General features: G+C 72.3%; 6 protein-coding genes. 5 read left to right on the top strand and 1 reads right to left on the bottom strand.

What is annotated here, in order from left to right:
• Positions 1–269 precede the first annotated feature (269 nt).
• Entirely contained in the window at positions 270–581 is a 312-nt protein-coding gene (locus ACFV4G_RS14785) for a DUF3817 domain-containing protein (protein ID WP_380440161.1), read from the bottom strand.
• Positions 582–830: 249 nt separating this feature from the next.
• Between ACFV4G_RS14785 and ACFV4G_RS14780 the strand changes: the two genes are divergently transcribed.
• The 5 genes from ACFV4G_RS14780 (at position 831) to ACFV4G_RS14760 (ending at position 4,422) form a co-directional block, all read left to right on the top strand.
• On the top strand, positions 831–1,625 hold the full coding sequence (locus ACFV4G_RS14780; protein WP_380440159.1) for a DUF2127 domain-containing protein: 795 nt from the start codon (positions 831–833) through the stop codon (positions 1,623–1,625).
• A gap of 58 nt (positions 1,626–1,683) precedes the next feature.
• Positions 1,684–2,322, top strand: a complete 639-nt coding sequence (locus ACFV4G_RS14775) for an AIM24 family protein (protein WP_359969407.1) — start codon at positions 1,684–1,686, stop codon at positions 2,320–2,322.
• Positions 2,322–2,972 carry an AIM24 family protein gene (locus ACFV4G_RS14770; protein WP_380440157.1) on the top strand — a complete coding sequence of 217 codons (651 nt, stop codon included), beginning with the start codon at positions 2,322–2,324 and terminating at the stop codon, positions 2,970–2,972. The genes ACFV4G_RS14775 and ACFV4G_RS14770 overlap by 1 nt, the downstream gene beginning before the upstream one ends.
• A 134-nt stretch (positions 2,973–3,106) precedes the next feature.
• Complete coding sequence (locus ACFV4G_RS14765; protein WP_380440191.1) at positions 3,107–3,841, top strand: AIM24 family protein; 735 nt, start codon at positions 3,107–3,109, stop codon at positions 3,839–3,841.
• A 65-nt stretch (positions 3,842–3,906) separates the two neighbouring features.
• The gene (locus ACFV4G_RS14760) at positions 3,907–4,422 is read left to right on the top strand and encodes a MarR family winged helix-turn-helix transcriptional regulator (protein WP_380440155.1); all 516 of its coding nucleotides are present in this window, start codon (positions 3,907–3,909) and stop codon (positions 4,420–4,422) included.
• Positions 4,423–4,561: the final 139 nt, after the last annotated feature.

Genomic DNA, 4,561 nt, shown 5'->3' with positions numbered 1-4,561 from the left:
GCGCAGTTCACGGCGGGGGCGGGCCGGGGGGGGGGGGCCAAAACCAAACCGCCCCCCCGCCCCCCCCACCCCCCCCACCGGCCCGGGCGCCCGCCCCACCCCCCCCCGGGCCTCTTCTTGGCCAATCCCCCGAGGCGCTCTGTTCTTCCCGGCCGCGACTTGTCATGCTTCTGTCGGAGCCACCCCCGGAAACGGCGACAGGCTGTCGCGGCCCTTGGGAGAGGAGGCCGCGACAGCCTGTCGACCGGCTGCGCGTGGGACGGAGGGCGTCAGGCGGCGGCCGGCTGCAGCTCCCCGCGCTCCTCCTTGCCGAGCATCCGCTCGGCGAAGAAGCCGCCGGTCGGCAGCACCGCGAGGACGAACAGCAGGACGCCGCGCCTGGCGTCCCACTTCTGCGCCTGCCACGCCTGGATCCAGAAGACCGCGTACAGGATGAACAGGATCCCGTGGACCATCCCCATCACCGGGACGGCGTCGAAGCTGGTGGTCCGCTTCAGCACCGAGCAGATCAGCAGCAGGATGAACGAGACCCCTTCGGGGCCGGAGACCAGGCGCAGGCGGTGGACGGCGCTGCTGTTCACGATGGATACCTCGATGCGGGGGTCGGAGATCGCTTGTGAACCCGCTCACAAGCCTCCGGCCATTATCACCGAGCACACGTCCGAACCGGCCGCCGGGGTGCCCGGCAGCACGCCAGGGGTGCCCGATGTCACAACCGGGCCCCAGAACCGCGCCGCGCCGGGCGCCGCGCCGCCCGCTGCCCCTATCCTGCTGCCCGCGCGCCCGGCGAACCGGGCGCCGTACGCAACGCACGACGGGGGTAGCCACCGATGTTCAAGCGGGACTGGGACCGAAGGACCTGCGCCAAGCGCGGGCACGTGACCTACGCGCCGGCCGAGCCCGAGCTCGCCGCCCGGCTGCACGCCGCGACCGCGCTCGGCGACGCCTGGCGCTGCCTGCGCTGCGGGGACTTCGCCCTCGGCGCCCCGCACGGCTCCGGCCCCGCCGGGAACGCCCCCCTGGTGCCGCGCGGCAAGGCCCTGCGCGACATCTTCATCCTGCGCTTCCTGGCCGTCGAACGGATCCTGCGCGGCGTGCTGATCCTCATCGTCGCGTTCGGCGTCTGGAAGTTCTCCAACAGCCAGGACGCCGTGCACCGGGTCTTCGACCAGGACCTGACGGTCTTCAAGCCGGTCACCGACCACTTCAACTGGGACATCGAGCACTCCCCGATCGTCGACACGATCCGCAAGACCTTCGACTACAAGAAGAGCACCCTGGTGATCGTCGCCGGTGCGCTGGTCGCCTACGCGCTGATCGAGATCGTCGAGGCCTTCGGCCTGTGGCTGGGCAAGCGCTGGGCCGAGTACCTGACCGTCATCGCGACCGCCGCCTTCCTCCCGCTGGAGGGCTACGAGCTGCACGAGAAGACGAGCGTGCTGAAGATCTGCACGCTGCTGCTCAACATCGCCGCGGTGGTCTGGATCATGCTCTCCAAGCGGCTGTTCGGCCTGCGCGGCGGCGCGGTCGCCTTCGAGGCGGAGCGCCACTCGGCCTCGCTGCTGGAGGTCGAGGAGTCGGCCGGCACGGTGCCGCCGTCCCGGGGCGCGCACGCCCGCACGTAAGCCGGACACGCCCCGGGCCCCCTCCCACTGCCACGGCCGCTCCGGTTACATTGCGGCCGTGGCACAGTTCAGACTCCAGGGGTCCCGGGTGCTCGCCGTCGAGCTGGCGGGCGACGCCGTGAAGGCCAGGAACGGTTCGATGGTCGCCTACACCGGGCAGATGGCCTTCAAGAAGCTCACCGGCGGCGGTGACGGCCTGCGCGGCATGGTCGCCAGACGGCTGACCGGCGAACAGATGGAAGTGATGGAGGTCAAGGGGCAGGGCACCTGCTACTTCGCCGACCGGGCCACCGAGATCAACCTGGTCCGGCTGACCGGCGAGGTGCTGTACGTCGAGGCGGACAACCTGCTCTGCACCGAGGCCGCCCTGCGCACCGGCACCACCTTCACCGGGCTGAACGGCGTCTCCTCCGGCAACGGCCTGTTCACCACCAAGGTGGAGGGCCACGGCTGGGCCGCCGTCACCTCGAACGGCCCCGCCGTCGTCCTGCGGGTCGGCAAGGACATGCCGCTGCGGGTGGACCCGGGCGCGTACGTCGCGCACACCGGCAGCCTGCACCGCAGCCTCAAGTCCGGCGCGGGGTGGACGACGGCGATCGGCGAGGGCGGCGGCGAGGCCGTCCAGGTGGAGTTCACCGGCGAGGGCCTGGTGTACGTCCAGCCCTCCGAGAAGCACACCCTCGGAGGTGACGTCTGATGGCCTTCCGGCAGCTCAACGGCAAGCTGGTCGAGGCCCGGGTGCTGCCCGGACAGCGGCTGTTCAGCCAGCGCGGCGCGATGATCGCGTACACCGGGGACGTCCGCTTCACGCCGGACATCACCGGCGGGCAGGGCGGCGTGCTGTCGATGATCGGCCGCCGCGTGGCGAACGAGGACACCCCGCTGATGACCGTCGAGGGCCAGGGCACCGTCATGTTCGGCCACGGCGGCCACCACGTGCACGTGATCGACCTGACCGGGGACACCCTGTTCGTCGAGGCGGACCGGCTGCTGGCCTTCGAGGGCTCGCTGCGCCAGTCCACCGCGTTCCTCGGCGCGCAGGGCGGGGTGATGGGCGTCGTCCGCGGCCAGGCCACCGGCCAGGGGCTGTTCACCACCCGGCTGGACGGGCACGGCGCGGTCGCGGTGATGGCGCACGGCGGCGTCTTCGAGCTGCCGATCGTCCCCGGGCAGCCGGTGCACGTCGACCCGCAGGCCTACGTCGCCCACCGCGGCGAGGTGCGCAACCGGCTGTCCACCGCGCTGGGGTGGCGCGAGTTCATCGGCCGCGGCTCCGGCGAGGCGTTCCAGCTGGAGCTGGACGGGCACGGCGCGGTGTACGTCCAGGCGAGCGAGGAGAAGCTCTGATGACCCACCCGCCCCAGCCGCCGTACGGCCCGCCCTCGTTCGGGCAGCCGGCGTACGGCCGGCCCGAGTACGGCCAGCCCGAGTACGGGCAGTCGCCCTACGACCAGCCGCCGCAGCCGGGCCTCGCGATCCCGATGCCCACCCAGTACGACCTCTCGGTGCCCCTCCCGGAGCCGCGGGACGGCGCCGGCCCGGTGGTCCACGACGCGTACACCCTGCCGGTCGACGACAACGTCAACCCGTACGCGTTCTCGGTCGACCTCAACGGCTCGTACTTCCTGCAGAAGGGCAAGATGATCGCCTACTACGGCGACATCTCCTTCCAGGGCGTCGGCGCCGGCGCGCTCGACCGGATGCTCAGTCTGCACTTCAACTCGCCGCTGCACGCGGCCGATTGGGTCGTCGCCCGGGGCCGCGGCAAGCTGCTGCTGGCAGACCGCGCCTACGACCTCAACTCCTACGACCTGGACGACGGCAACCTGACCGTCCGCTCGGGCAACCTGCTCGCCTTCGACCCCGCGCTGCGGCTCAAGCAGTCGATCGTCCCGGGCTTCCTGACCCTGCTCGGCACCGGCCGGTTCGTCGCCGCGTCCAACGGCCCGGTGCACTTCGTCGACCCGCCGATCCGGGTGGACCCACAGGCGCTGGTCGGCTGGGCGGACTGCCCCGCTCCCTGCCACCACTACGACCACGACTACCTGCACGGCGTGGTCGGCGGCCTGCGGCGGCTGACCGGCATCGGCGGGGTGTCCGGCGAGGAGCACCAGTTCGAGTTCGTCGGCGCCGGCCAGGTGCTGCTGCAGTCCACCGAGCGCGTGGTGGCCGGACGGCCGGTCGGTCTCGTGGGCGCCGAAGGGTCGGTACCCTGAGCCGGACGACGTTTCGCCCCGTAAACTCGTACAAGATTTAACTAAATCGGGGTATGCTGGGCGCCATGGACACGCACCCCGCCGACACCGCGGACGCCCCCGCGTCGCAGCCCGAGGACGAGACGCCCTGGCTGACCGCCCGGGAGCAGCGGATGTGGCGCGCCCATCTGGAGGTCGCCAAGCTGCTGGACTACCAGCTCGGCCGCGAGCTCCAGCCGCACAACCTGGCGATCAACGACTACGAGATCCTGGTCGTCCTCTCCGAGGCGCCCGACCGCCGGATGCGGATGACCGACCTCGCGACGGCCACCCTGCAGTCCAAGAGCCGGCTCTCGCACCAGATCACCCGCATGGAGACGGCCGGCCTGGTGCTCCGCCAGGAGTGTCCGGGCGACCGCCGCGGCCTCTTCGCGCACCTCACCGAGGAGGGCTGGGAGACGATGCAGCGCGTCGCCCCGGACCACGTGCGCAGCGTCCGCAGCCACTTCATCGACCGCTTCACCCCGGAGCAGCTGGACGCGATGTACGACGCCCTGGCACCCGTCGCCGAGCACCTGCGCGGCCTGCGCGGCCGCTCGTAGGGCCCGCGCACGGCACGCGGACACGGGGGGGGGGGGGGGCCCCCGCGCGCGCCCGCCCCCCCCCGCCCCCCCCCGAGCGGGGGACGAGACCCCCCCCCGCGCGAGGGGGCCCGGCGCGGGCGCGGACGACCCCGAGAGC

This window comes from Kitasatospora sp. NPDC059747, assembly GCF_042732955.1.
Classification (GTDB): domain Bacteria; phylum Actinomycetota; class Actinomycetes; order Streptomycetales; family Streptomycetaceae; genus Kitasatospora.
This window is presented reverse-complemented; position numbering and strand designations above follow the sequence as displayed.